We start from the raw sequence: 23,474 nt of genomic DNA, 5'->3' as shown, positions 1-23,474 counted from the left end.
CCTCGCCGCCCCGCCCCCGGCCGCCGCCTCCCGCCACGTGGTACTGGCCAGCTACCTGCTGATGCTCGCGGGGCTGATGCTCGTGATGTGGCAGCACCTGCTGCCGGGGCTGCTGTGCGTGTGCATCGGCTTCCTGGTCGCACGCTGGTTCGCCCGGCTGCTGGGCGGCTGGCTGTCGCGCCTGAAGCCCCTGCGTTCCGCCGCCGGCAGCCTGGCCCGGGTGGTGGCGGTCACGCTGGTGCTGCTGGGCCCGATCGGCCTGGTCACGCTGGGGTTCTCGCAGGCGCGCGAGTACGTACTCGATGCGCCCGACCAGTACCGCGAACTGCTCGACTACACGGCCCGCACGGTGCTCGAGCTGCGCTCCAAGCTGCCGCCCGACATCGCCGTCTACCTGCCCGAGGGCGCGGCCGAGGTGCAGCGCATCGTCGCCAACTACCTGCGCACGCAGGCCGGCTCGCTCGCCATGGCCGGGCGCGCCTGGCTGGGCGGGCTGCTGTTCGCCTACGTGGGCCTGATCATCGGCGCGCTGGCCGCCGTGGCGCCGGCGCCGGCCCAGCGCCGGCCGCTGGCGCAGCAGATGTTCCAGCGCATCACCACCTTCGGCGAGGCCTTCGGCCAGATCGTGGCGGCGCAGTTCTGGATCGCCGCCTTCAACACGCTGCTGACCGCGATCTTCCTGCTGTTCCTGATGCCGCTGTGGGGCCTCGAGCTGCCCTACACGCCCGCGCTCATCACGCTGACCTTCGTGGCCGGACTGGTGCCGATCGTGGGCAACCTGGTCTGCAACTCGGTGATCACGCTGGTGGCGCTGTCGGTGTCGCCGGTCACGGCCGCGGCCTGCCTGGCCTTCCTGATCCTGATTCACAAGGCCGAGTACGTGATCAACGCCAAGGTGGTCGGCGCGCGCACGCAGATGCGCGTGTGGGAGCTGCTGTCGGTGATGTTCGTGGCCGAGGCGGTGTTCGGCCCCGCCGGGCTGGTGGCGGCGCCGCTGTACTACGCGTACCTGAAAAAAGAACTGCACGCGGGCGGCCTGGTCTAGCGGCCGGGCTATGTCCTGATCTGATCGGTTCCGGTCCGCATCGGCGCGGACGAAGCGCTGGCGGCGTCCAAGAATAGGCGGCATCATCCACTTTGCCTTGCCCGCCACCGCCATGACCACCTGTCTGATTGTGATCGACGCCCAGGAATCGTTTCGCCACCGCCCCTACTGGAACGCCGCCCTGCTCGCGCCCTACCTCGAGGCCCAGAACGCGCTGATCGCCGGCGCCGTGGCGGCCGGACTGCCGGTGGTGCGTGTCTTCCACATCGATGCGCCGCCATCGCCGGCCAACCCCTTCGCGCTCGAATCGGGCCATGTGCGCCCGATCGAGGGCCTCGCGCCCTTCGAGGCGGCCGCCACCTTCACCAAGCACCGCCACAGCGCGCTGGTCAACAGCGGCCTGGACGTCTGGCTCACGCAGCACGGCATCCGCCGCCTGATCGTGAGCGGCATCCGCACCGAGCAATGCTGCGAAACCACCACGCGCCACGCCTCGGACCTGGGGTGGGAGGTCGACTACGTGACCGACGCCACCCTCACCTTCGACATGGTGCAGCCCGACGGCCGGCCGCTGTCGGCCGCCGACATCAAGGCGCGCACCGCGACCGTGCTGGACGGGCGCTTCGCCACGGTCTGCAGCGTGGCGCAGGCGTTGGCGCGTGCCACGGAAGGCGCGACCGCATGAGCGCCGCGCCGGGCCGCCCCAAGCAAGCTCGCACCGAAGTGCGAAGCACGGAGGTATTTCAATGACCCCGCTGCGCGTGCGCATCCTGGCCTACGACGGCGTCGAGGCGCTCGATTTCGCCGGCCCCTTCGAGGTCTTCACCACCGCTACCCGCGTCCACCAGCGCCTGCAGCCGGGTGCGCCCGCGCCCTTCGAGGTCGCCTCGGTCGCCCACACCCGCGCCGGAGAACCGGTGCAGGCGCGCGCCGGCCTGCGGCTGCTCGCCGACCACACGCTGGCCGATGCCGCCGCCACCGCCGACGTGCTGGTCGTCCCCGGCGGCGTGGTCGATGCGCCGATGGCGAGCCCCGACACCCTGCGCTGGATCGCCCGGTGTGCGGCCGGCGCGCAGCTCGTCGCCTCGGTCTGCACCGGCGTCTTCCTGCTGGCTCAAAGCGGCGTCGTGACGCGCGAGGCGGTCACCACGCACTGGGAAGACCTCGCCGACCTGCGCGCCCAATTCCCACAACTCGACGTGCACGACGGCGTGCGCTGGGTCGACGCCGGCCGCATCGTCAGCTCGGCCGGCATCAGTGCGGGCATCGACATGAGCCTGCACCTGGTCGAACGCCTGGCCGGACGCGACCTGGCCGAGCGCACCGCGCGCCAGATGGACTACGCATGGACCCGCAACGAGCCCCTGTCCGCGTAGTCTTCGTGCTCCTACCCGACAGCCTGGTGCTCGACTGGGCCGGGCCGGCCGAGGCGCTGCGCATCGCCAACCAGCGGCTGCGCGCAGCGGGCCAACCCGAGCGCTTCGTCATCGAATTCGCGGGGCCGCGCCCGACCGTCATGGGCTCGGTCGGCGTCGCGCTTTCGGGGCTGTCGCCGCTGCCGACGCAGTGGGACGGCCCGGGCTGGGTGGTGCTGGTCGGCCTGCCGGGCGACACCATCGCGACCGACACCCCCGAGGCGCAGGACCTGCTGCACTGGCTGCGCGGCCAGCGCTTCACGCGCGGCGGCGTCGAGCTGGTCACGGTCTGCGCGGGCGCGCTGCTCGCGGCGCATGCGGGCGCGCTCACGGGGCGGCGCGTCACCACGCACCACCATCACCTGGACGAACTGCGCACCGTGGAGCCGCGCTGCGAAGTGGTGAGCAACCGCGTGTTCGTGATCGACCCGCCGGTCTACAGCAGCGCAGGCGTCACGACGGGCATCGACCTGATGCTGCACCGCATCGCCGACACCTGCGGCGAGGCGCTGGCGGCCCAGGTCGCGCAGACGATGGTGGTGGCGCTGCGGCGCGGCCCGCACGACCCGGAGCTGTCGCCCTTTCTCGCCTACCGCAACCACCTGCACGCGGCGCTGCACCGGGTGCAGGACGCGGTCAGCGAGCAACCGCAGGCCGACTGGAGCGTGCCGCGCATGGCCGAGGTCGCCCACACCTCGGCGCGGCACCTGACGCGCCTGTTCGTCGAGCACGCGGGCGTGGCGCCGCTGGCCTATCTGCGCCGGCTGCGGCTGGCCGCCGCGCAACTGGCGCTGGCCTCGGGCGCCAGCGTGACGCGGGCGGCCGAGCTGTCGGGCTTCGGCTCGGACACGCAGCTGCGCCGCGCGTGGCACCAGTTCGGGTTGCCGGGCTCGCCCTCCGCGGGCACGTCCGCACCCGTCCGCTAAGGCTTGTCGCCGCAGGCCTCGGCGCGCGCCCGCAGCAGCGCCTGTTCGCGCGTGTTGCACGTGAGCGAGGCGGCACGCTGGAACTCCTGGCGCGCCTCGTCGCGGCGGCCCAGCTTGAAGAGCAGGTCGCCGCGCACGGTCGGCAGCAGGTGGTAGCCCTTCAGCGCGGGCTCGTCCTGCAGCGCATCGACCACCTCCAGCCCGGCCGCCGGCCCGAAGGCCATCGACAGCGCGACCGCACGGTTCAGCTCGACGATGGGTGACGGCGACAGCGCAGCCAGCGCGTCGTACAGCGCCGCGATGCGGACCCAGTCGGTCTCGCCCGCGGTGCGCGCGCGGGCATGGCAGGCGGCGATGGCGGCCTGCAGCGCGTAGGGGCCGAGCGCGCCGCCCAGCGCTTCGGCGCGCGCCAGCGCCGCCAGGCCGCGGCGGATCAGCATCGGGTCCCAGCGTGCGCGGTTCTGGTCGAGCAGCAGCACCGGTTCGCCCGAGGCGCCCACGCGCGCGGCGGTGCGCGAGGCCTGGATTTCCATCAGCGCGACCAGCCCGTGCACCTCGGCTTCGCCGGGCACCAGCTCGGCCACGATGCGGCCCAGGCGCAGCGCCTCGTCGCACAGCGTGGGGCGCATCCAGTCGTCGCCGGCGGTGGCCGAGTAGCCTTCGTTGAAGATCAGGTAGAGCACCTCGAGCACCGAGGCCAGCCGGGCTTCGAGCTCGTGGCGGCGCGGCACCTCGAAGGGCACGCGCGCCTCGGCCAGCGTGCGCTTGGCACGCACGATGCGCTGCGCCACGGTGGCCTCGGGCACGAGAAAGGCGCGCGCGATCTCGTCGGTCGTGAGGCCGCCCATCAGCCGCAGCGTGAGCGCCACGCGCGCCTCGGTCGAGAGCACGGGATGGCAGGCGGTGAACACCAGGCGCAGCAGGTCGTCGCCGATGTCGTCGTCGAGCGCCGCATCCACCGCCTGCGCGAAATCGGCCTGGGCCATGGCGTGCAGGGCGTCGAGCTCGCGGCCGATCTCGGGCGCCTTGCGCTCGGCCAGTTGCACGTGGCGCAGGCGGTCGAGGGCGCGGTGCTTGGCCACCTGCGTGAGCCAGGCGGCGGGGTTGTCGGGCAGGCCATCGACGGGCCACTGCTCGAGCGCGGCCACCAGCGCGTCCTGCGCCAGCTCTTCGGCCAGGCCCACGTCGCGCACCTTGCGCGCGAGTGCGGCGATGATCTTCGCGGACTCGATGCGCCAGACCGCCTCGATGGCGCGGTGGATGGCGGCGGCGTCCGGTCCGCTGCTCATGCGGCCTCGCTGCGGCCCGGCGGGCCGGATAGCATTCGGCCATGACACCACGCCTCGTCTTGTGGAGCCTGGGTTTCGCGTTCGGCCTCGCCTGCGGGGGCGTCCGGGCGGACGACCTCGCCGTGGAACGCAACAGCCTGGGCATGGCCTTCGTGCGATTGCCGGCCGGCGAATTCCTCATGGGCAGCGACGAGCCGCCCGAGACGCTGGCACGCGACTACCCCCAGCTGCCCAAGGAACGCTTCACCCAGCTGGCCGACGAAGGGCCGGTGCACAAGGTGCGCATCACGCGGGCGTTCTGGATGGGCCGGCACGAGGTGACGGTGGGCCAGTTCCGGCGCTTTCTCGAGGCTTCGGGCCATGTGCCCGAGTCGGTGGCCGACGGCACCGGCGGCTACGGCTGGCGCGCCGACTACGACCCCGCCACCACGCGGCGCGGCGACGCCTTCGAGGGCCGCGACCCGCGCTACTCGTGGCGCAACCCGGGCTTCGCGCAGGGCGACGACCACCCGGTGGTCAACGTGAGCTGGAACGACGCGCAGGCGCTGGCCGCCTGGCTGAGCAAGACGGAAGGCCGGCACTACCGCCTGCCGACCGAGGCCGAGTGGGAGTACGCCTGCCGCGCCGGCACGCGCACGCGCTACAGCACGGGGGACGATCCGGCCACGCTGCTGCGCGGGGCCAATGTGTTCGACACGCGCAGCGCCGCCCATTGGCCGCGCTGGCGCGCGATGGCGCTCGCGGGCGACGACGGTTTTGCCTTCACCGCCCCGGTCGGAAGCTTCGCGCCGAACGCCTGGGGCCTCTACGACATGCACGGCAATGCGTGGGAGTGGGTGGCCGACTGGCATGGCGACGAATACTACGCGCGCTCACCGGTCGACGACCCCCAGGGCCCGGCCACGGGCACCGTGCGGGTGCGCCGCGGCGGCTCCTGGCACACCTGGGCTTTCTATGCCCGCTCGTCGTACCGCAACTGGAATGCGCCGGACACGCGCTACACGCTGGTGGGCATCCGGCTGGTGCGGGACGACTAGGCCGCGCTCACTTTCACTTCTTGAGCGTCTGCTGCATCGACGTGAACTCGCTCGCCACGTCCTGCACCTCGGGCGAGAAGTCCTCCATCTCCTGCACCTGACGGATCTCGATGACCTCGTCTTCGCTGCCCGGGCAGCGGCTCGCCCATTCGATAGCCTCGGCGCGCGAAGCAACATCGATCAGCCAGTAGCCGCCCAGCACTTCCTTGGCCTCGGCGAAGGGGCCGTCGACCACCTTCGGCTTGCCGCCCGGAAAGCTCACGCGCGCGCCCATCGACGGCGGGTGCAGGCCCTCGCAGCCGATCAGCACGCCGGCCTTCTGCAAGGATTCGTTGAAGGCCATCATCGACCCCACCCGTTCGACGTCGTCGGGCACGGTGCCGGGCGCCGCGCTTTCGTAGCCGTGGGGAATCATCAGCAGCATGAATCGCATGATCGTTTCTCCTTCGAGGAATGGATGAGGTTCAGCGGCCGGCCTTGGCGGCCGACTCGGCGCGCAGGCGGTCTTCCTGGGCCAGCAGCTCGGGCGTCATGGCCTCGCCGAAATCGGTGGCTTCGAAGACCTGGCGGATCTCGATCTCGCCTTCCTGGAAGGGGCTGCGCTTGATCCACTCGATGGCCTCTTCCTTCGACTTGACCTGCAGCAGCCAGAAGCCCGCGAGCAGCTCCTTGGTCTCGGTGAAGGGGCCGTCGATGACGGTGCGCTTCTTGCCTTCGCAGCGCACACGCGCGCCCTTGGACGACGGGTGCAGCCCCTCGCCCGCCAGCAGCACGCCGGCCTTGACCAGTTCCTCGTTGAACCGGCCCATCTCGGTGAGGAGCTCGGTGCTCGGCATCACGCCGGCTTCGGAATCCTTGCTCGCCTTGACCAGAACCATGAATCGCATGTCGTTTCTCCTGAAAGTGGGTGGGGATCGGGAGACGCCGGAATCTGCGTGCTCCTGTTCACACGTCGCGCGAGCGGGCCACGGATCGACACGGCCGCATCGATCTGTTTGTAATTTTGTGTTTCAGAGATAGCCGCAGAACCGCAGCACGTGGCCATCGGGTTCGCGGATCGCGAATTCGCGCAGGCCCCAGGGCTGGGACGTGGGCGGCTCGATGATGGTCACGCCGCGCTTCACGTAGGCGGCATGCAGGCCGTCGATGTCCTTGCCGACGTGGATCACGATTTCGCCGCGCCAGGGCCGGGCCTCGCGGCTGCCGCATTGCCACAGGCGCAGGTACACCGGGTCGCCATAGCTGCGGTCGCCCTTCATCACGCGGGCGTAGCTGGGCGGCTCGCCGGCGATGAAGTCGATCTCGAAACCCAGCACCTCGGAAAACCAGCGCGCGGCGCGCGAGACGTCGGACACCGGCAGCACCGGCTGCACGCCGTGGAATTCGTGCAGCGTGCCCAGGTCGGGCGCCGCGCTCACGCCGGTGCGGGTGTCGGTCATGGGCGTTGTGGCTAGTTGGCCAGGCGCCGCAGCAGCGCCACGCGCTCGGCGATCGCGTCGATGTCGAGCGCGTCTTCGGCGTTGGCGAGGTAGGTTTCGAGGTCGCGCACGGCCAGCGCCGCATGGCCCTGCTCGGCATGCGCCACGCCGCGGTCGCGGTGCTCGCCCCAAGCGGTGGGCAAGAGGGCAATGAGGCGGTTCTGCACCGCGATGTAGCGCGGCCAGTCTTCCTGGGCGTGGTGCACTTCCTTCAGGTTGCGCAGCATGCGCGCGATGATCTCGCGCGGGCTCGCGGGCTGCAGGTACAGGCCCAGCGGCACGTCGAATTCGCCGACCAGCCCGTTGCCGCGCTTGTAGGGCTCGAGCCGCTCGCCCAGCTCTTCGCGCGAGAGCGACTTGCCGGTGAACGGGTCGATCACGACCTGCCCCTTGGGGAGCGTGACCTTGACCATGAAATGCCCCGGAAAGCTGATGCCGCGCGTCTGCAGGCCCAGGCCCTGGGCCAGCTCCATCCACAGCACGGCCAGCGAGATCGGAATGCCGCGGCGGGTGCGCAGCACGGCGTTCAGGTAGCTGTTGTCGGGGTCGTAGTAGTCGTTGACGTTGCCGCCGAAATTCAGGTCGCTGAAGAAGAACTGATTCAGCGCGCGCAGCCGGGCCAGCGGCGCGGCGTCGGCCGGCAGGCGTCGCTTGAGGCGCGCGAGCAGCTGGTCGACGTCGCCCAGCACCTGCTGCACGTCGAGTTCGGGGTATTCGTCCTGCGCGATGCTGGCGGCCGCTTCGAGCAGCGGAAAGTGGTCATCGCTGCCGACCAGCGACTCGAAATATTCCAGTGCCGTGGGAACCTGGTAGCTGAACGTCATATGGCTTTGTAGAGGAGCCCGCAGGGAGCGTCAAGGCAGTGTTTTCCGGCTCGCCAACGGCGCTTCAGCGGCGCATGAAACTGCGCAGGCGCACGCCCGCCACCGTGAGCACGGCGAAATAGAGCAGCGCGGCGCCGGCGATGAGCGCGGCCAGAAGGCCGATGCGGTGCAGGCGCTGCGCGCGCAGGCCGACCCAGTCGAAATAGTGCGCGCCCCACGCCAGCAGGGCCGCCAGCACCACGGTGCCCAGCAGCACCTGCAGCGCGAACTTGCCCCAGCCGGGCTCGGGGGTGTAGCTGCCGCGCCGGACCAAGCCGATCAGCAGCCACAGCGCGTTGACCAGCGCGCCGATGCCGATGGTCAGCGTCAGCGCCGCGTGCTGCAGCAGCGGCACCAGGAAGAAGTTGAGCACCTGCGTGAGCACCAGCACGGTGACGGCGATCAGCATGGGCGTGCGCGTGTCGTGCTTGGCGTAGTAGCCGGGCGCGAGCACCTTGACGGCCACGAGGCCGACCAGCCCCACGCCGTAGCCCATGAGCGCCACGGTGGTGCGGCCCACGTCCTCGCCGGTGTAGGCGCCGTTGTGGAACAGCACGGCCACCAGCGGCTTGGCGAACAGCAGCAGCGCCACCGCGCACGGTGCCGCCAGCAGCACCACGAGGCGCAGGCCCCAGTCGAGCAGCGACGAGTAGCGCGCGTCGTCCTTGGCGGCGCGGGCGCCCGCGAGTTGCGGCATCAGCACCACGCCCAGCGCCACGCCGAGCATGGCGGTAGGGAATTCCATCAGCCGGTCGGCGTTGGTGACCCAGGTCACGCTGCCGGTGGCCAGGTGCGAGGCGATCTGCGTGTTGATGAGCAGCGAGATCTGCGCCACGCTCACGCCCAGCAGCGCCGGCAGCATGAGCTTCATGACCTTGCGGGTGGTCGGATCGGTCCACGCGGCGCGCAGCGCCTTGAAGCTGGCGCCGATGCGCGGCATGAGCCCCAGCGCGCGCAGCGCCGGAATCTGCAGGGCCAGCTGCAGCACGCCGCCGACCATCACGCCCACGCACTGGGCGTAGATCGGCTCGATGCCGTAGCGACGGAACAGCGGCGCGCCGATGGAGATCGACAGGATCAGCGCGATGTTGAGCAGCACCGGCGACGCCGCCGGCACGGCGAACTTGCGCCAGGTGTTGAGAATGCCGCCCGCCAGCGCCACCAGCGACATGAAGCCGATGTAGGGGAACATCCAGCGCGTCATGACCACCGCGGCGTCGAAGCCCTGCAGGCCGCTGGCCATGGCCCAGACCAGCAGCGGCGCGCCGGCCACGCCAGCCACGCACAGCACCACCAGCGCCCAGGTCAGCAGCGTGGCGACGTGGTCGACCAGTTCCCGGGCGCCCTCCTGCCCCGCCTCGGTCTTGCGCGCGGCCAGCACCGGCACGAAGGCCTGGCTGAAGGCGCCTTCGCCGAACACGCGGCGAAACAGGTTGGGGATGCGAAAGGCGACGTTGAAGGCGTCGGTGAGCGCGCTGACGCCGAACACCGAGGCAAACAGCACGTCGCGCACGAGGCCCGTGATCCGCGAAGCGAGGGTCAGCAGGGAGACGGTGGAGGCGGATTTGAACAGGGACACGGGGGCGAGTGTAGGGCTGCGAAAGGTGGCAAAAGCAGGCGATTCGGCAAAAACCGGAACCCGGCCTATAATGGAGGGCTTTGCTGCATCATCCTCAGACACCTAAGGAACACTAAATATGGCATCCGCCAAGCCCAAGAAAAAGAACCCGCGCCTCGCGTCGGGCCGCAAGCGCGTCCGCCAGGACGTCAAGCTCAACGCTGCGAACACCTCGCTGCGCTCCAAATACCGTACCGCTGTCAAGAACGTCGAAAAGGCTGTTCTGGCTGGCGACAAGACCAAGGCAAGCGAACTGTTCGCGAAGGCCCAGAGCATCGTCGACACCGTCGCCGACAAGGGCATCTTCCACAAGAACAAGGCCGCCCGCGACAAGAGCCGCCTGTCGGCCAAGGTCAAGGCCCTCGCCCTGGCGCCTGAAAAGGCCGCCGCCTGACACCTGTCAGGCAAGCCCGGACCGGAATCCTCCGGTCCGCCGTTTGATCGGGGTGCGCTGCAGCAAGCAAAAGTGAAAAACCGCCTTCGGGCGGTTTTTTCATGGGCGCTCGAAAAGCATCCAAAGGATCGAGCAACCCGTGCAGCCCAAAAAAAAGACCTGGAAGTCAGGTCTTTTTGGGAGGGGGCGGCGTGTCCGCCGGGTCGGGCACCAGGCAGGCCTCGGCCACCTGGAGGTTGTTGTCTTTCGCGAAGTTCACGCAGAAGTCCCAGGCCATGGGCTCGGCGTCGCGCAGGGCACGGTTCACCACCACGCATTTCACGCCGTTGATGGTCGTGGGAATGCACCAGGGCGAGTAGCTCAGGTGGCTGCCCGGGTAGGCACCGCCGGGGCGGAAGGAGCACATGACGCCGGCGAGGCGTTCGGCCCAGTCGCTGGGGCGAAAAGTGCGGCCATCGTGGGTGATGCCCTGGATGAAGATTTCTTTGGCGTTGGGGGAAATCATCGTGAAGTGAGGCGACCGGAACAGGTGCTGCGGTGCAGCAAGCGATTGTATCCGGGGCCCTTTTTGCATCCTGAATGGGGGGCATTGCTGTGATGCGGAATCCTCAACGAAGCCGTCAAACCGCACGCCTAGAATTCGCGTTCCCTATCTGGAGAACCGAATGAGCGCCACCGCCCAGCAACCCACCTCGCCCCACGTCATGAACACCTACGGTCGCCTGCCGATCGCGCTGTCGCACGGCCAGGGCTGCCGAGTCTGGGACACCACGGGCAAGGCCTACCTCGACGGCCTGGGCGGCATCGCCGTCAACACGCTGGGCCACAACCACCCCGAGCTGGTGCCCGCCCTGCAAGACCAGCTGACCAAGCTGATCCACAGCTCCAACTACTACCACGTGACCGGCCAGGAACAGCTCGCCACCAAGCTCACCGAGCTGTCGGGCCTGACCAACGCCTTCTTCTGCTGTACCGGCCTGGAAGCCAACGAAGCCGCCCTGAAGCTGGCCCGCAAGTTCGGTCACGACAAGGGCATCGAGCGCCCCGAGATCGTCGTCTACGAAGCCGCCTTCCACGGCCGCAGCATCGCCACGCTGTCGGCCACCGGCAACCCCAAGGTGCAGGCCGGCTTCGGCCCGCTGGTCGAGGGCTTCATCCGCGTGCCGCTGAACGACATCGAGGCGCTGAAGAAGGCCACCGAAGGCAACCCGAACGTGGTCGCCGTGTTCTTCGAAACCATCCAGGGCGAAGGCGGCATCCACCCGATGCGCGTCGAGTACCTGAAGCAGGTGCGCGCCCTGTGCGACGAGCGCGACTGGCTCATGATGATCGACGAAGTGCAATGCGGCATGGGCCGCACCGGCAAGTGGTTTGCCCACCAATGGGCGGGTATCAAGCCCGACGTGATGCCGCTGGCCAAGGGCCTGGGTTCGGGCGTGCCGATCGGCGCCGTGGTCGCCGGCCCCAAGGCCGCCAACATCTTCGGCCCGGGCAACCACGGCACCACCTTCGGCGGCAACCCGCTGGCCATGCGCGCCGGTGTGGAAACCATCCGCATCATGGAAGAGCACAAGCTGCTCGAGAACGCCGCCACCGTGGGCGCGCACCTGAAGGCCGCACTGGAGCGCGAAATCGGCAGCCTGCCGGGCGTGAAGGAAATCCGCGGCCAGGGCCTGATGCTGGGCATCGAGCTCGACCGCCCCTGCGGCGCGATCCTGAACCGCGCCTGCGACGCCGGCCTGCTGCTGAGCGTGACGGCCGACAAGGTGATCCGCCTCGTGCCGCCGCTCATCCTGAGCATTGCCGAAGCCGACGAGATCGTCGCGATCCTCGCGCCGATCGTCAAAACCTTCCTCTCGGAGCCTGTTGCGCAATGACGACCGCCGCCGCACCGAACGCCCTGCGCCACTACCTGCAGTTCTCGGACCTCACGGCCGATGAGTACGTCTACCTCTTCGATCGCATGGCGATCATCAAGAAGAAGTTCAAGACGTACGAAAAGCACCAGCCGCTGGTCGACCGCACGCTGGCCATGATCTTCGAGAAGGCCAGCACGCGCACCCGCGTGAGCTTCGAGGCCGGCATGTACCAGCTCGGCGGCAGCGTGGTGCACCTGACCACGGGCGACAGCCAGCTGGGCCGCGCCGAGCCCATCGAGGACAGCGCCAAGGTCATCAGCCGCATGGTCGACCTGGTGATGATCCGCACCTACGAGCAGACCAAGATCGACGCCTTCGCCGCGCACTCGCGCGTGCCCGTCATCAACGGCCTGACCAACGAGTTCCACCCCTGCCAGATCCTGGCGGACATCTTCACCTACATCGAGCACCGCGGCTCGATCCAGGGCAAGACGGTGGCGTGGGTGGGCGACGGCAACAACATGGCCAACACCTGGCTGCAGGCCGCCGAGATCCTGGGCTTCACCGTGCACGTGAGCACGCCCAGCGGCTACGAGGTGGACCAGTCGATCGCCGGCATCCGCTCGGGCGACAGCTACAAGGTCTTCAAGGACCCGATGGAAGCCTGCCGCGACGCCGACCTCGTCACCACCGACGTGTGGACCAGCATGGGCTACGAGGCCGAGAACGAAGCGCGCCGCAAGGCCTTCGCCGACTGGTGCGTCGACGAAGACATGATGCGCATCGCCCAGTCCGACGCCCTCTTCATGCACTGCCTGCCCGCGCACCGCGGCGAGGAAGTGCAGGCCGAGGTCATCGACGGCCCGCAGTCGGTCGTGTGGGACGAGGCCGAGAACCGCCTGCACGCGCAAAAAGCGCTGATGGAGTTCCTGCTGCTCGGCAGGCTCTGACAGGCACCGAACCGCTGACCCACCCAGGCGCCGCATGGAGCTGATGAACCGCTACCTGCCGCGCTACCAGTTCGCGGAGACGCACAGCCTCCACGTGCCCGCGTCGCCCGCGCGCGTGCTTGACGTGGCGGCCCGGCCCGAGATCACCGACGACCCCGTGGCGCGCAGCCTGATCGCGCTGCGCGAACTGCCGAACCGGCTGGCCAGCCGGCTCGGCCTCGCCGCCCCCACGCAGAGCCAGCGCGAGGCCTTCGGTTTTGCCGACTTCACGCCGCTGGGGCGCGACGGCGAGCGCGAACTGGCCTTCGGCCTGGCCGGCCGCTTCTGGCGCTTCGACTACGGCCTGGTCCCGCTGGCCGACGGCCCGGCCTTCGCCGCGCTCGATGCCACGGGCCTGGCCAAGCTGGTGCTCCACTTCACGGCCGAGCCCGAGGGCACAGGCACGCGCCTCACCACCCGCACCCGGGTCTGGTGCGGCGATGCCGCCGCGCAGCGCCGCTTCACCGCCTACTGGCTGCTGATCCGCCCCGCGAGCGGGCTGATCCGCCGCCGCATGCTGCAGCGCGTGCGTGACGCCGCGCTACTCGCTTCCTGATCCCATGTCTCCCTGCCAGACCTGCGGCGCCTGCTGCGCCAGCTACCGCGTCGACTTCAGCGTCCACGAGCTCGACGACAACGGAGGCCGCGTGCCCTCGGGCCTGGCGGTCGACGTGAACGACGCCCTGTGCCGCATGCGCGGCACCGACCACACGCCGGCGCGCTGCGCCGCCCTCACCGGAAAGATCGGCCAGTCGGTGGCTTGCGGCATCTACGAATGGCGCCCCAACCCCTGCCACGAGCTGCAGGCCGGCAGCGACGCCTGCCAGCGCGCGCGCCTGCGGCATGGGCTGCCGATGCTGTCCGACGAGCTGCACTGACGACAGGCCAGATCAGGCGACGGGCACCGGCAGCCCGCCGAGCTGCCCTTTGAACTCCTGCAGCGAAAAATGCGTCTGCACATGGCGCACGCCCGGCAGGCGGTGCAGCTTGCGCTGCAACAGGTCGGAATACGCATCGAGGTCCTTCGCGACCACCACGAGGATGAAATCCGCTGGCCCCGAGATGCCGTGGAACATCACCACCTCGGGAATGGCGCACACCGCGTCCTCGAAGGCGCGCGACGAGATCTCGGTCTGGTGGTCGATGCCGACCATCACGAAGGCCAGCACGCCGAAGCCCAGCGCGCGCCGGTTCAGGCCCGCGTGGTAGCCGCCGATCACGCCGTCGTCCTCCAGCTTCTTCACCCGGCGCCAGCACGGCGACTGCGACAGGTGCGCCATCTGCGCCAGCTCGCCCGAGGTCAGGCGGGCGTTGTCCTGAAGCGCGCGCAGCAGCTGGAGGTCGGTTCGGTCGAGGTCGGCTTGCATGATCTGTTCTCCAATTCCCGTTGATTGAATAGATTATTCAATCTTTCGATGATTGATGGATAACTTCTCGACGCAAGGCAACCACTGCGCATAGCATTCGGCACCCGCGGGCCCCTTGTGGAGCGACTCCAACCGGCCCACACTGCCCTTTTTCTTCATCCGCCCTGCCGCCCGCCATGACCGCCCCGCTCCGACTCTGGGACATCTCCGCCCCCGTGCACGCCGGCAGCCCGGTGTTCCCGGGCGACACGCCGTATTCGCAGCAGTGGTGCGCCACCATCGGCCCCGGCTGCCCGGTCAACGTGAGCGCGATCACGCTGTCGCCGCACGTGGGCACCCATGCCGACGCGCCGCTGCACTACGCCCCCGAAGGCCAGACCATCGGCCAGGTCGACCTCACGCCCTTCCTCGGCCCGTGCCGCGTGATCCATGCGATCGGCCGCGGCCCGCTGGTCACCTGGGAGCACATCGCGCATGCCGTGAACGACACGCTGCCCCCGCGCGTGCTCGTGCGCACCTACCCGGCCATGCCCGTCGACCGCTGGGACCCGCAGCTCGCGGCCTATGCACCCGCCACCGTCGAGCGCCTGGCGGCCATGGGCGTGAAGCTCATCGGCATCGACACCGCCAGCATCGACCCGGCCGACAGCAAGACGCTCGACAGCCACCAGCGCATCCGCCACCTCGACCTGCGCGTGCTCGAAAACCTCGTGCTCGACACCGTGCCCGAGGGCGACTACGAACTCATCGCGCTGCCGCTCAAGCTGACAAGCGCCGATGCCTCCCCCGTGCGCGCCGTGCTGCGCGAACTTCCCCGCTGAAACCACCCTTTCCATGACGACGACCCTTGCCGACTGCCGCGCCCTCGACGCGCAAGACCCGCTGCGCGCCCTGCGCGACCAATTCACCCTGCCCGAGGGCGTGCTCTACCTCGACGGCAACTCGCTCGGCGTGCTGCCCAAGGCCGCGCCCGCGCGCATCGCCGACGTGGTCGCCAAGGAATGGGGCGAAGGCCTGATCCGCTCGTGGAACACCGCGAGCTGGTTCGACCTGCCGCAGCGCCTGGGCGACAAGGTGGCCCGCCTGATCGGCGCCGCGCCCGGCGAAGTGGTGTGCACCGACAGCACCTCCGTCAATCTCTACAAGGTGCTGTTCGCCGCGCTCTCGCAGCAGAAGGCCAGCGGCCGCAAGCTGGTGGTGAGCGAGCGCAGCAACTTCCCCACCGACCTGTACATCGCCGAATCGCTGTGCCGCGAACGCGGCTTCACGCTGAAGCTGATCGATGCAGCCGAGCTGCCTGCGGCGCTGACCGACGAAGTCGCCGTGCTCATGCTCACGCACGTCAACTACCGCACCGGCGCCATGCACGACATGAAGGCCGTCACCGCCGCCGCGCACGCCGCGGGCGCGCTCACCGTGTGGGACCTGGCGCACAGCGCGGGCGCCGTGCCCGTGGCGCTCAACGACAGCGACGCCGACTACGCGATCGGCTGCGGCTACAAGTACCTCAACGGCGGCCCCGGCGCGCCCGCTTTTGCCTGGGTGAACACGAAGCACGCAGGCCAGTTCGAGCAGCCGCTGTCCGGCTGGTGGGGCCACGCGGCGCCCTTCGAGTTCACGCCGCACTACCGCCCCGCGCCGGGCGTCGGCCGCTACCTGTGCGGCACGCAACCGGTCATCGCGCTGGCCGGACTCGAATGCGGCCTGGACACCGTGCTCGCCGCCGAAGCCTTCAACGGCACCGGCGGTGCGATGGCCGCGCTGCGCACCAAGTCGCTCGCGCTCACCGACCTGTTCATCCGCCTCGTCGAAGAACGCTGCGCCGGCCAGGGCCTGTCGCTCGTCACCCCGCGCGACCACGCACTGCGCGGCTCGCAGGTGTGCCTCAGCCGCGAGGAAGGCGCCTACGCCATCGTGCAGGCGCTGATCGCGCGCGGCGTGATCGGCGACTACCGCGCCGGCGATTCGCAGATGCCCGACATCCTGCGCTTCGGCTTCACGCCGCTGTACCTCGGCTTCGAGGATGTGTGGCACTCGGTCGAACACCTCGTGCAGGTGCTCGAAACCGGCGAGTGGCGACGCGCCGAATTCAACCGCAAGAACGCAGTGACATGAGCACCGACAACGACAACAACAAGACCCCCGAGTCCATCGTCCACGAAGAGAAGGCGCAGCTGGACTTCAGCAAGTCCATGAGCTATGGCGACTACCTGCACCTCGACGAGATCCTGAACGCGCAGCACCCGCTGTCGCCCGCGCACGACGAGATGCTGTTCATCGTGCAGCATCAGACCAGCGAGCTCTGGATGAAGCTCATGCTGCACGAGCTGCACGCCGCCGTGCAGTGCATCGCGCAAGAACGCCTGCCCGACGCCTTCAAGATGCTCGCGCGCGTGAGCCGCATCATGGAACAGCTGGTGAGCGCGTGGACCGTGCTCTCGACCATGACGCCGCCCGAGTACACGGCCATGCGCCCCTACCTCGCCAACTCCAGCGGCTTCCAGAGCGCGCAGTACCGCTGCATCGAGTTCCTGCTCGGCAACAAGAACGCCGCCATGCTCAAGCCCCACGCCCACCGCGCCGACCTGCTCGCGCAGGTGGACGCCGCCTACCGCGCGCCCTCGCTGTACGACGAATCGCTGCGCCTGCTCGCACGCCACGGCCTGCCCGTGCCCGCCGACCGGCTGGAGCGCGACTGGACCCAGCCCTACGAATCGAGCGACGGCGTCGAGGCCGCCTGGCTCACGGTCTACCGCAACCCGCACGACCACTGGGACCTGTACCAGCTCGGCGAAAAACTCACCGACCTCGAAGACGCCTTCCGCCTCTGGCGCTTCCGCCACGTGACCACGGTCGAACGCGTGATCGGCTTCAAGCGCGGCACCGGCGGCACGGGGGGCGTGAGCTACTTGCGCAAGATGCTCGACGTGGTGTTGTTCCCCGAGATCTGGAAGCTGCGCACCGATCTGTAGTGCGTCATGCAGGGGCTTGCAGCAGCCCCGGGCGAACGAGGGTTGCTCCCTCGGCGCAAAGCGCTACATTTTGGAGAACACGGAGGCCGCTGCCATGAACAACAACACCTCGTTCTCTGTTGAAGAGCTCTCCACCTTGCGCGAACACGGCGTCGTGCTCTTCGCCGACCGCGTGATCTTCGACGCGCAACCGCCGATGCCGCAGCAGCAGATCGACGCGGTGCAGGCCCTGTGCGCCGGCCCGCTGCCCGAAGCGCTGGTCGCGCTGTGGCAGCACACGGCGGGCGGGCGCCTCGACTACGACCTCGCGTTGCCGATGAACGGAAACGTCGAGAGCGTCAGCTGGTCGGAGCTGTTCTGGGACGGCAGCGACGGCTACCGCGACCTGCAGGGCTGGATCGAGCATGAGCAGGAGCTCGCCGAGGAAGCGGCCGAAGACAGCGGCACGCCCTGGAGCGGCAAGCTCACGCACCTGCCCTTCGGCGGCTTCGAGTACTGCGACCGCGTCTACACGGTGGTCGAGCCCGGCGCCACGCACGGCCAGGTCATTGCGTGGAAGCAGGGCCTGCCGCCGGCCTGGACGCACGCGCTGCACGAAGACGGCCTGAGCCCCGTCGCGGCCGACCTGTATGGGGCCTTCGCGGCGCTGCATCTCGACGAAGACCCGCTGGCGCCGACGAGCGACTACTTCTCGGGGCAGGCGCTGCTCGCCTACCTCGACGACCGCCACGAAGGCTACGGGCTGGACCTCGACCTGATGGACAAGCTGGTCACCTTCTATTGCCGCGCCATCGTCGACTGGCGCACCCCGCTTGCCGACGGCACGCTGCGCCATCACCCGGCGCTCGCACGCGCGGCGCTGCGCCACGCCATCGCCACCGACGACGCCGCGCTGGTCGCCGAACTCGCCGCCGCGGGCCTGAACTTCGAAGGCCCGCAGCAAGGCAGCGCGCTCGCCACCGACGTGGCCGTGGGACACAGCGCCTTCGCCGCCGCGGCAGCGCTGGTGCGCGCAGGCGCGCCGGTGGCATCCGACGTGCTGCGCAACATCGACGGTCAGATCTCGCCCGAACTCACGAGCGCCCTGCTGGACAACGGCGCCGAGCCGACCGTGGCGGCCATCGTGAAGTGCGCAGCCTGCGGTGCGCCCGCCAGCGCGCACCTGATCGCCGACGCCTGCACGCAGATCGGCATCGACGTGCCGCCGGCCTTCGTGGCGGATCGCGACGCGATGCTGGTCGAGCTGGAAACCACGCTCGCGCAGATGCGCGATGGGACGCATGGGCATTACCTGGGGCAGGAAGGTCTCGCCGAGCGCATCGAGCATCTGCAGACGTTCCGGCTCTGATTCTTTCAGGGCGACGCTCCCGCCGACGGGGAGCCTTGGGCAGTGCGGTTGTCGATCGGCGAGCACCAGCAGCATGTCTTGTGCCCAGGACACTGGGTGCTTCCCGCAGCGAAATCAAGGAGGAGGGGCGAAGCCCCGGGGGACATTCGCGGAGGGAAGTACCCGGTGGCCTGGGCGCGCGCCCTGAATCAACCGCCGTACAACCAGGGCTGATCGAGCAACCGGGAGCCCAGCAAGCGCATCGCCATGTCGCGCCCGAAGCGCACAGCACCCGTGGCATGAAATATCTCGCCATTGCGACGCGCCCGCGCCTGCACCTGCGCATTGCGTTCCCAGCGCGCCTCGGCATAGCGCGCGAATGCAGCTGGCACCCCCAACGCCGAGGTATCACCCAAGGCATCCGCCAACGCGACCGCATCCTCGATCGCCATGCCCGCCCCTTGCGCAAGGTACGGCACCATCGGATGCGCAGCATCGCCCACCAGCGCCACGCGCTCATGCGCCATGTCGCCAGGCCCGGCCACGGGCGCACGGTCGCTCAGCGTCCACGCGCGCCAACTCGGCATCGCATCGAGCAATGACTGAAGGCTCGCGCAGCTGCGCCCCATCGCCTGCTTCAGCGCCACCAGGCTGCTGGCCTGATCCCAATCGCGCGCATCGCCCGCAGGCGCAGATTCGGCAATCACGACCACGTTGAGCGCATCCCCCGCGCGCACCGGGTACGCGACCGCATGCAAACGCGGCCCGAGCCACACATCGACACGCGAGCGACGCAGCGCCGCAGGCAAGTCAGCCTGCCGCACCAGCGCACGCCAGGCCGTGTGCCCGGTCACGCGCGGCGGTGCTTCAGCGGATTCGGATTCGAGCTGCGCGCGCACCAGGCTCCACAGGCCGTCGGCCCCCACCAGCGCCTCGCCCTCCCACGCACGCGCGTCGGTGCTCGAGACGCAGACCAGGTCGTCGCTGGTCTCGACCTGCCGGATGCGCGCGGCCGTGACCAGCGAGCCCGTGCCCTGCGCGCGCACGGCATCGAGCAGCAGCGTGTGCAGGTCGGCGCGGTGCACGCAGCAGTACGGCGCGCCGTAGCGCTGCTGCATGGCATCGCCCAGCGGCATGCGGGCCAGTTCGGCGCCGCTGCCGGCGCTGTGGACCACCAGCGCCTCGGGGCGCGCCGCGATGGCATCGAGGCCGCGGCCGAGGTCGAGTTGGTGAAGGCGGCGGGTGGCGTTGGGGCCGAGCTGCACGCCGGCGCCGATTTCGCCGAACTCGGCGGCCTGTTCGAAGACGTCGGCGCGGTGCTTGGCGCGGGACAGCGCCAGCGCCGTGGCCAGCCCTCCGATCCCGCCCCCGGCGACGAGGATGTGCGCGGGCATCGGACTCAGCGTCCGGTGCTGGGCGTGGTGGAAGTCAGCGCGGGGCTGCTGTGGCTGTCGGTCGGGTCGGCGCCAGCGGGTTTCTTGGGGGCACAGCTGCCGCAGCTGTCGCACGAGCCGCAGCCCGAGGTCTTGGCCAGCGAGGCGGCGAGCTGATCGGCGCGGGCCTGATCGATGAGGCCCGCGCGCTGCGTGCCGGCCGCGAACTTGCGCGCGGCGCCACGGCGCCAGCCGGCAGGCATCCAGCGCCAGACCGCGTAGAGCGCGGCGGCCGCGACGATCAATCCGACGATCAGTTGCTGTGTCATGTCTTCTTCAACCCTTTCCCTGTGGTTTTACCCCGCGCCGAAAGCGAGTGCAATGCGATAGGTCAAGAAGCATGCCACGTATGCCAGGGCGAATAAGTAGCCCGCCATGATCCACACGTATTTCCACGAGCCGGTTTCGCGCTTGACGGCCGCCAGCGTCGAGATGCACTGCGGCGCGAACACGTACCAGACCAGCAGCGACAGCGCGGTCGCCAGCGACCAGCTGCCGGCGATGAGCGGCTCCAGCGCACTGGCCACGTCGTCGCCGGTGGCCGAGAGCGCATACACCGTGCCCAACGCGCCCACCGCGACTTCGCGTGCGGCCATGCCCGGCACCAGCGCGATGGAGATCTGCCAGTTGAAGCCGATGGGCGCGAAGATGTGCTCCAGCCCGCGGCCGATCATGCCGGCCAGGCTGTACTGGATGGCGGGGCCGGTCGCGCCTTCGGGTGGCGACGGGAAGGTCGACAGGAACCACAGCAGGATCGTGAGCGTGAGGATGATCGTGCCGACACGCTGGATGAAGATCCAGGCCCGCTCATACAAACCCAGCAGCAGGTTGCGCGGGTTCGGCCAGCGGTAAGCCGGCAGCTCCATCAGGAGCGGCGAGTGCCGCGTGCTGTCGCGAAAGCGCTTCATCACCCAGGCCACGGCCATCGCCGAGACGATGCCGAACACATACAGCGCGAACAGCACCACGCCCTGCAGGTTGAAGATGCCGCCCACCTCGCGCGCCGGAATGAAGGCCGCGATGAGCAGCGCATACACCGGCAGCCGCGCCGAGCAGGTCATGAGCGGCGCGATCATGATGGTCGTGATGCGGTCGCGCCAGTTGCTGATGGTGCGCGTGGCCATCACGCCCGGAATGGCGCAGGCAAAGCTCGACAGCAGCGGAATGAACGAGCGGCCCGACAGGCCCACGGTGCCCATCAGGCGGTCGAGCAGGAAGGCCGCGCGCGGCAGGTAGCCGGAGTCTTCGAGCGCCAGGATGAACAGGAACAGGATCAGGATCTGCGGCAGGAACACGATCACACCGCCCACGCCCGCGATCACGCCGTCGACCAGCAGGCTCTGCAGCATGCCTTCGGGCATGTGCGTCTTGATGAGGTTGCCCAGCCCCTCGGTGCCGGCCTTGATGGCGTCCATCGGCACGTTGGCCCAACTGAACACGGCCTGGAACATGAGGAACATGGTGACGGCCAGCACCAGCATGCCCCACACCGGGTGCATCACGACGCGGTCGATGCGGTCGCTGGTGTCCAGGCTGCCCACGGGCTCCTTCACGGCCAGGCCGAGGATGCGGCGCACCTCGCGCTGCGTGGCGAGCACGTCGTCCAGGCCGGGCGCCTTCCAAGGCTGGGGCGCCGCGGCGGCGACCGGTGCGTCGAGCGCCTCGAGCAAGTTCTTCGCGCCGCCGGTGTGGACGCCCACGGTCTCGATCACCGGCACGCCGAGTTCGCGCGAGAGCACGGTGGTGTCGACCGCGATGCCCTGCTTCCTGGCCATGTCGGTCATGTTGAGCGCCACCACCATCGGCAGGCCGAGCTGGCGCGCTTCGAGCACCAGCCGCAGGTTCAGGCGCAGGTTGGTGGCGTCGGTCACACACACGAGCAGGTCGGGCAGCGCTTCCTGCGCCTGGCCGGTGACGATGTCGCGCGTGACGGCTTCGTCGGCGCTCAGCGCGTTCAGGCTGTAGGCGCCCGGCAGGTCGAGCACGAACACGCGGCGGCCGGTGGGCGTGCGCAGCGTGCCTTCCTTGCGCTCGACGGTCACGCCGGCGTAGTTGGCCACCTTCTGGCGGCTGCCGGTCAGCAGGTTGAAGAGCGCGGTCTTGCCGCAGTTCGGGTTGCCCAGCAGCGCGATGCGCGCGGGCTGCGCGGTGGCGCCGAGACGGCCCGGCCCCTGGATGACGGCTTCAACCATGGTTCGCGGCCCCCGGCGTGACGTGGATCAGCGCGGCTTCGTGGCGGCGCAGCGCGAAGGTGGTGTGGCCCAGGCGCACGGCCAGCGGCTCACGGCCCGGGGTGCCGGTGGCGACGATGCGCACGGCCTCGCCCGGCACGAAGCCGATTTCGGTCAGGCGCAGCACCAGCTCGCGGTCGTCCGCGCTGTCGGGGCGGGCCACGTCGAGCACGGTGGCCCACTGATGGGACGGAAGCTGGTCGAGGCTCAGCGCGGTGGTGGTCGGCGCTGCGCCGAGGTCGTTGTTTCGCACGGTGGAGGTGCGCCCCCCGGAAACCCCGGGGCGCGCCAGTAAGCAAAAGCCAGATGCTAGCAATTCTCACTCGCGAAAACCTGACCAACCCCAAAAAGTCCCGGGTCAGCCGGAAATGAGCGCGTCCCTCGGGGCCGGACTCAGTTCAATCCGAGCATCCCGCGCAGCTTGGACAGGTCTTCGGCCAGCGTGTTCACCCGGCCGGCCAGCATCTTGCGGTCGCGCTCGGTGAGCTTCGAATAGGTTTCGAAGCCGCCGTCGGCCGTGCGGTACTTGGCCAGCGTGTCGAACACCACCTTGAAGTTGGCGTCGGCCTTCTCGGCAAACGGCTTGTCCTGCTTCACGACCAGCGGGCGCAGCAGCTCGACGATCTTGTAGGCGCCCTCGAAGTTCGACTGGAAGTCCCACAGGTCGGTGTGGCTGTAGCGGTTTTCCTCGCCGGAGATCTTGGTGGCGGCCACCTCTTCCATCAGCACGGCGGCGCCGCCCACGACCTTCTCGGGCGGGAAGGTCAGCGCGCCCAGGCGCTTTTGCAGCTCGAGCACGTCGGCCAGCAGCTTGTCGGCCACGGGGTTCAGGTCCTTGGTGCTCTTGAGCGTCCACAGGCTGTACTCGATGCGGTGGAAGCCGATGAAGGCCGGGTCTTTCTCGGCCTTCTCGTGGTCGTCCGCGCGCGAGTCGATCGACTGGTCGAGGTCGGTGAACAGCTCGGCCACGGGCTCCACGCGTTCGTAGCTGGTGCGCGTGGGCGCGTAGAGCTTCTTGGCCTTCTCGATGTCGCCGGCCTTCACGGCGGCGGTGAACACGCGCACGTCGGCCGCCAGCTTGCGCACGTTCTGCGTCACGTAGATCTTGTAGTCCGAGATCGGACCGACCAGCTCGAGCGGCGACACGGCGGCCTGCGCGCCGACGGCGTAGAGCCCGGCAAAGCCTGCGACGAAAGCGGCGAGGAAGCGGCGGCGGAACTGCACGGTCATG

At 69.4% G+C, this 23,474-nt stretch carries 27 protein-coding genes; 14 read left to right on the top strand and 13 right to left on the bottom strand.

Annotated features, from left to right (window positions below; genetic code table 11):
* The 4 genes from AC07YS_RS04985 to AC07YS_RS04970 form a co-directional block, all read left to right on the top strand.
* Positions 1–1,045 (top strand): AI-2E family transporter (locus tag AC07YS_RS04985; protein WP_495275705.1); only part of this gene is annotated, 1,045 nt, incomplete at its 5' end.
* 112 nt (positions 1,046–1,157) lie between these two features.
* Positions 1,158–1,730: an isochorismatase family protein gene (locus AC07YS_RS04980; RefSeq protein WP_495268052.1), complete on the top strand. Its 573-nt coding sequence runs from the start codon at positions 1,158–1,160 to the stop codon at positions 1,728–1,730.
* 61 nt (positions 1,731–1,791) lie between these two features.
* Complete coding sequence (locus AC07YS_RS04975) at positions 1,792–2,421, top strand: DJ-1/PfpI family protein (RefSeq protein WP_495268053.1); 630 nt, start codon at positions 1,792–1,794, stop codon at positions 2,419–2,421.
* Positions 2,391–3,386 carry a GlxA family transcriptional regulator gene (locus tag AC07YS_RS04970; protein ID WP_495268054.1) on the top strand — a complete coding sequence of 332 codons (996 nt, stop codon included), beginning with the start codon at positions 2,391–2,393 and terminating at the stop codon, positions 3,384–3,386. The genes AC07YS_RS04975 and AC07YS_RS04970 overlap by 31 nt, the downstream gene beginning before the upstream one ends.
* Here AC07YS_RS04970 and AC07YS_RS04965 read toward each other — a convergent pair.
* Entirely contained in the window at positions 3,383–4,675 is a 1,293-nt protein-coding gene (locus AC07YS_RS04965; RefSeq protein WP_495268055.1) for an RNA polymerase sigma factor, read from the bottom strand. The two genes, AC07YS_RS04970 and AC07YS_RS04965, sit on opposite strands and share 4 nt — an antisense overlap.
* Before the next feature lie 143 nt (positions 4,676–4,818).
* Here AC07YS_RS04965 and AC07YS_RS04960 point away from each other — a divergent pair, with 143 nt between their 5' ends.
* Entirely contained in the window at positions 4,819–5,712 is an 894-nt protein-coding gene (locus tag AC07YS_RS04960; RefSeq protein ID WP_495268107.1) for a formylglycine-generating enzyme family protein, read from the top strand.
* Between the two features lie 13 nt (positions 5,713–5,725).
* Here AC07YS_RS04960 and AC07YS_RS04955 read toward each other — a convergent pair whose 3' ends face one another.
* From AC07YS_RS04955 to murJ, 5 genes are all read right to left on the bottom strand, one after another.
* Positions 5,726–6,145, bottom strand: a complete 420-nt coding sequence (locus AC07YS_RS04955) for a YciI family protein (RefSeq protein WP_159275680.1) — start codon at positions 6,143–6,145, stop codon at positions 5,726–5,728.
* Positions 6,146–6,176: 31 nt separating this feature from the next.
* A complete protein-coding gene (locus tag AC07YS_RS04950; RefSeq protein WP_062477217.1) occupies positions 6,177–6,599 on the bottom strand; it encodes a YciI family protein in 423 nt (140 codons plus the stop codon).
* A gap of 123 nt (positions 6,600–6,722) precedes the next feature.
* Complete coding sequence (locus tag AC07YS_RS04945) at positions 6,723–7,151, bottom strand: bleomycin resistance protein (protein WP_056571928.1); 429 nt, start codon at positions 7,149–7,151, stop codon at positions 6,723–6,725.
* A gap of 11 nt (positions 7,152–7,162) precedes the next feature.
* Entirely contained in the window at positions 7,163–8,014 is an 852-nt protein-coding gene (locus AC07YS_RS04940) for a SirB1 family protein (protein ID WP_062477211.1), read from the bottom strand.
* A 64-nt stretch (positions 8,015–8,078) separates the two neighbouring features.
* The gene (gene murJ, locus AC07YS_RS04935) at positions 8,079–9,632 is read right to left on the bottom strand and encodes a murein biosynthesis integral membrane protein MurJ (RefSeq protein WP_495268056.1); all 1,554 of its coding nucleotides are present in this window, start codon (positions 9,630–9,632) and stop codon (positions 8,079–8,081) included.
* A 118-nt stretch (positions 9,633–9,750) separates the two neighbouring features.
* On the opposite strand from murJ, the gene rpsT reads away from it, so the two are divergent.
* The gene (gene rpsT, locus AC07YS_RS04930) at positions 9,751–10,065 is read left to right on the top strand and encodes a 30S ribosomal protein S20 (RefSeq protein WP_056571937.1); all 315 of its coding nucleotides are present in this window, start codon (positions 9,751–9,753) and stop codon (positions 10,063–10,065) included.
* Positions 10,066–10,231: 166 nt separating this feature from the next.
* Here rpsT and AC07YS_RS04925 read toward each other — a convergent pair whose 3' ends face one another.
* Positions 10,232–10,570, bottom strand: a complete 339-nt coding sequence (locus AC07YS_RS04925; RefSeq protein ID WP_062477206.1) for a DUF3579 domain-containing protein — start codon at positions 10,568–10,570, stop codon at positions 10,232–10,234.
* 160 nt (positions 10,571–10,730) lie between these two features.
* Here AC07YS_RS04925 and AC07YS_RS04920 point away from each other — a divergent pair, with 160 nt between their 5' ends.
* The 4 genes from AC07YS_RS04920 to AC07YS_RS04905 are packed head-to-tail and all read left to right on the top strand — an operon-like array spanning position 10,731 to position 13,791.
* The gene (locus AC07YS_RS04920) at positions 10,731–11,942 is read left to right on the top strand and encodes an aspartate aminotransferase family protein (RefSeq protein ID WP_495268057.1); all 1,212 of its coding nucleotides are present in this window, start codon (positions 10,731–10,733) and stop codon (positions 11,940–11,942) included.
* Complete coding sequence (gene argF / locus AC07YS_RS04915; RefSeq protein ID WP_495268058.1) at positions 11,939–12,874, top strand: ornithine carbamoyltransferase; 936 nt, start codon at positions 11,939–11,941, stop codon at positions 12,872–12,874. Before AC07YS_RS04920 ends, argF begins: the two co-directional genes overlap by 4 nt.
* A 34-nt stretch (positions 12,875–12,908) precedes the next feature.
* Entirely contained in the window at positions 12,909–13,469 is a 561-nt protein-coding gene (locus tag AC07YS_RS04910) for a hypothetical protein (RefSeq protein ID WP_495268059.1), read from the top strand.
* Between the two features lie 4 nt (positions 13,470–13,473).
* On the top strand, positions 13,474–13,791 hold the full coding sequence (locus AC07YS_RS04905; protein ID WP_495268060.1) for a YkgJ family cysteine cluster protein: 318 nt from the start codon (positions 13,474–13,476) through the stop codon (positions 13,789–13,791).
* Between the two features lie 12 nt (positions 13,792–13,803).
* Here the strand turns inward: AC07YS_RS04905 and AC07YS_RS04900 are convergent, their stop codons facing one another.
* A complete protein-coding gene (locus tag AC07YS_RS04900) occupies positions 13,804–14,280 on the bottom strand; it encodes an Lrp/AsnC family transcriptional regulator (RefSeq protein ID WP_062477192.1) in 477 nt (158 codons plus the stop codon).
* Between the two features lie 176 nt (positions 14,281–14,456).
* Between AC07YS_RS04900 and kynB the strand changes: the two genes are divergently transcribed.
* From kynB to AC07YS_RS04880, 4 genes are all read left to right on the top strand, one after another.
* Positions 14,457–15,101 carry an arylformamidase gene (gene kynB / locus AC07YS_RS04895; protein WP_062477189.1) on the top strand — a complete coding sequence of 215 codons (645 nt, stop codon included), beginning with the start codon at positions 14,457–14,459 and terminating at the stop codon, positions 15,099–15,101.
* 13 nt (positions 15,102–15,114) lie between these two features.
* A complete protein-coding gene (gene kynU, locus AC07YS_RS04890) occupies positions 15,115–16,395 on the top strand; it encodes a kynureninase (protein ID WP_495268061.1) in 1,281 nt (426 codons plus the stop codon).
* The gene (kynA, locus tag AC07YS_RS04885; protein ID WP_095746431.1) at positions 16,392–17,252 is read left to right on the top strand and encodes a tryptophan 2,3-dioxygenase; all 861 of its coding nucleotides are present in this window, start codon (positions 16,392–16,394) and stop codon (positions 17,250–17,252) included. The genes kynU and kynA overlap by 4 nt, the downstream gene beginning before the upstream one ends.
* Before the next feature lie 94 nt (positions 17,253–17,346).
* Positions 17,347–18,600: an SMI1/KNR4 family protein gene (locus AC07YS_RS04880; RefSeq protein ID WP_495268062.1), complete on the top strand. Its 1,254-nt coding sequence runs from the start codon at positions 17,347–17,349 to the stop codon at positions 18,598–18,600.
* A 188-nt stretch (positions 18,601–18,788) separates the two neighbouring features.
* Here AC07YS_RS04880 and AC07YS_RS04875 read toward each other — a convergent pair whose 3' ends face one another.
* The 5 genes from AC07YS_RS04875 to efeO form a co-directional block, all read right to left on the bottom strand.
* Entirely contained in the window at positions 18,789–19,973 is a 1,185-nt protein-coding gene (locus AC07YS_RS04875; RefSeq protein WP_495268063.1) for an FAD-dependent monooxygenase, read from the bottom strand.
* 5 nt (positions 19,974–19,978) lie between these two features.
* Positions 19,979–20,281: a DUF6587 family protein gene (locus tag AC07YS_RS04870; protein ID WP_493193421.1), complete on the bottom strand. Its 303-nt coding sequence runs from the start codon at positions 20,279–20,281 to the stop codon at positions 19,979–19,981.
* 27 nt (positions 20,282–20,308) lie between these two features.
* Positions 20,309–22,204 (bottom strand): ferrous iron transport protein B, encoded by a 1,896-nt coding sequence (gene feoB / locus AC07YS_RS04865; protein ID WP_495268064.1) that lies wholly within the window; start codon positions 22,202–22,204, stop codon positions 20,309–20,311.
* Complete coding sequence (locus tag AC07YS_RS04860) at positions 22,197–22,496, bottom strand: FeoA family protein (protein WP_070062301.1); 300 nt, start codon at positions 22,494–22,496, stop codon at positions 22,197–22,199. Before AC07YS_RS04860 ends, feoB begins: the two co-directional genes overlap by 8 nt.
* Positions 22,497–22,636: 140 nt before the next feature.
* On the bottom strand, positions 22,637–23,473 hold the full coding sequence (efeO, locus tag AC07YS_RS04855; RefSeq protein ID WP_082818180.1) for an iron uptake system protein EfeO: 837 nt from the start codon (positions 23,471–23,473) through the stop codon (positions 22,637–22,639).
* Position 23,474 lies beyond the last annotated feature (1 nt).

The organism is Variovorax sp. GW458-11-26-14-LB1 (assembly GCF_059423965.1).
This window is presented reverse-complemented; position numbering and strand designations above follow the sequence as displayed.